4 protein-coding genes are annotated in these 4,797 nt (G+C 54.7%); all 4 read left to right on the top strand.

Annotated elements, in window-relative coordinates:
* Nucleotides 1-489: hypothetical protein (locus IPJ53_00310; protein ID MBK7797536.1), on the top strand; the 489-nt coding region annotated here is incomplete at its 5' end.
* Complete coding sequence (locus IPJ53_00305) at nucleotides 431-2,818, top strand: PLxRFG domain-containing protein (GenBank protein MBK7797535.1); 2,388 nt, start codon at nucleotides 431-433, stop codon at nucleotides 2,816-2,818. The genes IPJ53_00310 and IPJ53_00305, both read left to right, overlap by 59 nt.
* Nucleotides 2,815-2,955, top strand: a complete 141-nt coding sequence (locus tag IPJ53_00300) for a hypothetical protein (protein MBK7797534.1) — start codon at nucleotides 2,815-2,817, stop codon at nucleotides 2,953-2,955. Before IPJ53_00305 ends, IPJ53_00300 begins: the two co-directional genes overlap by 4 nt.
* Nucleotides 2,956-3,066: 111 nt before the next feature.
* Nucleotides 3,067-3,441: a hypothetical protein gene (locus IPJ53_00295; protein ID MBK7797533.1), complete on the top strand. Its 375-nt coding sequence runs from the start codon at nucleotides 3,067-3,069 to the stop codon at nucleotides 3,439-3,441.
* The last annotated feature ends 1,356 nt before the right edge of the window (nucleotides 3,442-4,797 follow it).

Genomic DNA, 4,797 nt, shown 5'->3' with positions numbered 1-4,797 from the left:
CCAGACATCCGGTTCAACGCCGCGCACGACTGGATCAGCGACAATTCGCCTAAGTCGGTGCGCTCAGTCGTCGCTAACGCCATGCACAGCGACAAGGCTACCTCGTGGATCACTCCGTTCAATACGCAGTACCACAAGGCCGAGAAGTGGGCCGCAGAGGGCAAGCCGCTGTTCAAGAAGGTGTTTGACCTTGGGCAAAGATTCCTATCTGACGTGTCTCGATTCGCAGTCATGGCGCAGCAGCAAGCGCCAACGCTGTTCCACGAAATCAAGAGCGTTGCTGACGCGAAGGAGTCTCTAAGCAACATCAAATCATGGGGCGACCTAACCGGCAAGAATCACCGCGCCGACGTGGATGCAATCGCCGCACCGCTGTACGAGGGCACGCTGTACGGTGGAGGAAGCCCGACGAAGGGCGTTATCTTCTCTGATGATCAGGCTGCGCCAAACCTACAAGCTTACCGATCGGCAAATCAAGCTGTACCGTGAGGCGCTTGCGGCGGCTGGGACGAGCATGGACGAAATGGCGAAGTCTGTAATAGCGCGGCACGCGAAGCAGAACGGTATCGACTTCGACAATGCGCTGGATATTGCCGATATGGCAGAAGAAGTCATACAGCAGCTTGAGGAAGAAAAGGCGCGGGTACAAAAAGCGCTTATCGAATCTCAGATGAGCATCTTGAAGCAGATGGAAGGCGAGAACGGAATCACTGGCGAAGATGCAGAAAAGCAGATGCGCAAGCTTCTTGCTGCCGTAGAGGCGCAGTCAGAGCGCATAGACAAAACGATCAAGGATATCACCGGCATCGTCGACAAGAACAAACAGCTACAGGATCACGGCTATTTTCCGCTGATGCGCTTCGGGGACCACACCGTTACCGCCAAGGACGACGATGGCAATACGCAGTTCTTCGGCATGTACGAAGGCGTCCCTCTGGTGCCAAGATCCGGGCAGTACCAAGCGAACAAGGTAGCAGAGGCAATTCGTGCCGAGCATCCTGAATGGACGGTTACAACCGGCATTCACAACACGGAGAAGTACAAGCTCTACGAAGGAATGAACCTTGAGGCGGTGCAGTTGTTCGCCGAGCACATGGACAAGGAGAGCCTTGAGCCTTTCCAGGAGTTTTTGCGGGTAGCGACAAACGACCGTTCGATCATGAAGCGGCTGATTCACCGGAAAGGAACGCCAGGCTTCGACCGAGACATCCGCAGAACGCTGTCACAATTCATCGTCTCGAACGCTCGCCATACGTCCAGCAGCTACCACATGGGCGACATGCGCAAAGCTGCAGAGGCGGCAGAGCAGGACGGCGGCGACATCGGATCAGAGGCCATCCGGCTGTACGAGTACGTATCAAAGCCAAGGGAAGAGGCGCAGGCGATTCGCGGCTATCTGTTCTTCAACTTCCTCGGCGGCTCGATTGCATCGGCAATGGTGAACTTGTCGCAGGTTCCCATGATGACCTTCCCCTACCTTACGAGGTACGAAGGGGCCGGCGCCCTTGGAAGGCGCCTTGCTGTGGCTGCACGCATGGCTATCAAAGACCCGGCCAAGATCACAGGAAGCCTTGGCGCTGCGCTACAGCGAGCAGAGCAGGACGGCGTAACTGCGCCCCAAGAGATTCACCAGCTCACGGCGACGGCGGCCAATAACATCTTCGCCGGCAGTCGGGTAGCCAATGGCTTCTTGCGGGCCTGGGGCGCTCCGTTCGCGATGGCTGAATCCTTCAACCGCAGGACGACGTTCATAGCCGCATTCCAGATCGCCGAGAAGATGACGCACCAAGATCTGATGGCGACCGGGACCAAGAGCGCATTCGAGTTTGCAGAAAAGGCGGTAACAGATACGCAGGGCATCTACAACAAAGGGAACCGGATGAACGTCGGGCGCGGGGCGCCTGGGGCAGTCATTATGACCTTCAAGCAGTTCAGCATCATGTACCTTGAATTGCTGAAGCGCATGCCACCAAAGCAAAGGGCCGTTATGCTTGGCATGCTGCTGCTCGCCGCTGGCGGCGGTGGGCTGCCGTTTGAAGATGATGCAGAGGACATCATAGACACTATCGGCCAGTGGCTAGGATTCGGCACCAACGCGAGCAAAACGCTTAGCAACGCGGCGTCTAGCGTGTTTGGCGAGCGCACGGCAGACATTCTTCTCAAAGGCGCAGCCAGTCAAATGGGCATAGACATGCATTCCCGGTTTGGCATGGGAAATTTGATACCCGGCACCGGGGCGCTGAAGCTCTCTAGCATCGACAAATCACGCGACGCGGTAGAGGTGTTCGGGCCGGCCGCAAGCGTCGTGCAGGGCGTAGCAAAGGCGCTTGAGAACATCGCCACTGGCCACGAATGGCGCGCAGCAATGGCCGTTGCTCCTAACGCAATAAAGAACCTGGACAAAGGCGTTACGATGGCTGCGACCGGGTACGGCGAGGACGAGAAGGGAAGGCGGACGGTTCCAACGAACGAACTTGAATCGCTCGCCAAGGCTATCGGCTTCAACCCGAAAGCGGTTGCCGATTACGGCCAGATCAAGCGCGACATTGCGCAGGACAATCGTATGGTCCAAGTCAAGCGAGAGGAATTCACGTCAGCCATTTCCGACGCGATACTCAGCGGCGATACGGAAGCGCGCAAAGAAGCGATGGCCGCTGTCAGGCAGTGGAACTTGGACAATCCTAAAATGATTGTCGTCATCAACCCGGCATCTGTATCGAAGAGGGTCCGAGACGCCAGAGCAGAAGGCGCCGACAGATTCTTGAAGACGGTATCGAGGCCAATGCGGGCAGACGCACGAGAGGCTCTGAAGCCATGAGCAAAAATGAAGATGAAGAGAATGCAAAATTCAGATTCTCAGACATGGACATCAACGGCGCAGGGATTTTGGTAATGGTCGCTATTGGGGCGGTGGCAATCTTCGGCGGGATGATACTGCGCGCCTTTGGTGTATAGCCGACATTCGTATGCTAACGGCTCCGCTATATTGTCGGCAGAAAGTCAAGTATAGGCGCGATGGAGTAGAATGCAAGACTATGAACGAGAACAACAAACGAGGAACGGCAAATGGCTGAAGCAGCGGCCGTGATTGCAGTAACGTCTGCTGGGCTTACCTTCTTCGGTATTGCTACCGGACTGCACCCTCAGTATCTAGTTGCTGGCTCTGTCGGCGGGCTATGGTGGCTATCGTACCAGGACGGCCCGCAACCTCTGGCAAAGCGACTTGCGGCAAACGCCATATCCAGCGTGATCGCCGGATTCCTTACTCCACTGGCTGTCGAGGTGGTGAAGATACAAGAGGTCTTGTTTGCTACGCAGTTCGCGCGCGACATTCTCCAATACCCCGTAGCTGTCGGCATTGGGTTTCTCGCTTACTCTCGGATCGGGCCAGCAATTCTGCTGGCATCTGATAAGCTCACTTCTAAAGATCCACAAAAATGACACTTGGCCTATTTTTGCAAACTGTGGTCGCATGTTCTTTGGTGGTTATTGTTTGGCACTGCCACGAAGCGATAAACATGATGACGCAATGCACAAAGGCGATGACAAGGATTGGTTATCTTGTGCTTGCTGGCGGCGCAGCTCTCGGGGCGATCATGATCGTATCAGGGACTGTCCCGAGCTGGCCTAGCGCTCCAGTGGCGGTAGGGGTGGCGTTGATCATGTCAAACCAGAGAAAATGCCCAAAGGTCTGCGAGTCACTGAGAAACGTACGGGAACATCGCCGCAGGGCTGACCCGTTCAGGGTGTCGATTCAGGACTGATCGAAAGAGATTGCGCCTGCTTGTCATTTCACGACCTTGGCGCCAGCTCGCTTGATGGCTTCCAAGAATTCCGTCTTGCGCGCCTTCTCAACCTCGACAACGACGAGCTCTGTCTTCTGACTTTTCGCCACCGCGTAAAGTGGGTTTCCATTGATAGGGTCAGCGGACTCCCGTCATATTTGTAGATGCATCCATCGGATATTGTGATAATGGCATCGTCTCCTACCGATCCTATGTCATATTGTTCGTCATAGTCCGCGCCGTCAATGTCTGCTCCGTTGACGGTGATGATGGCATCTTCGTGCCACCATCCTTCTGGCCACACGCTCTTGTCGTTGTAATACGCCTTGAATTCGGCGCCGTTAGTTCTTGCGGTCATTCTTTATCGCCCTCAATGTCGCATTGCGGAACATGATTGCCGCTTGTGGCAAGCACTCGCTCAATGATTCCAAGTAGTCTAGTTGCGTTCTCCTTGCTTCTCCTCGGGCTAGTTGCGTCGTCATACAGATAGAATATTGGATGCCCGTCACAAAAAGCATTGCACCGCTTGCATTCAGACAAAATAAACGCAATTCGCGGGTCTTCTTTACAAACGTGCATCCAAGGAAAGTCAGAATACGTGACGAATTCATTGAATGGCAAAACTCCTAAAGGCTTGTAATCTCGGTTTAGCCAAACAAACGGCGCATTGTCCCCGCTTGATGCCGGGTGCAGGCAATACGGCAACACCCCGCGCAAAGCTTCTACTGCACGCCTATCGTATCTCCTTCCATGCACGCGCCCGCCCATTGCTTCGTGAGATCCAATAGCACAACGAAGCGCAATTGCTGCGCCTTCAAGATACTTTACCCACATTCCCGATATTGATTGTTCTCGCTCATCATTTGTCATTCTTTATCGCCCTCAATGTAGCCCATGCGTAAAATCTCATTTCCCAATTAGGTGCGTATCGCGCCAGCGTCAGCACGCACACAATACTTGGGATATTCCAATCCAGCCGCCTAGCCATAGGTGAAGTCTGGTCATTTGTACG

This window comes from Candidatus Vicinibacter affinis (assembly GCA_016714365.1).
GTDB lineage: Bacteria > Bacteroidota > Bacteroidia > Chitinophagales > Saprospiraceae > Vicinibacter > Vicinibacter affinis.
Note: the sequence above shows the minus strand (reverse complement) of the source record. Positions and strands in the feature narration are given on the sequence as shown.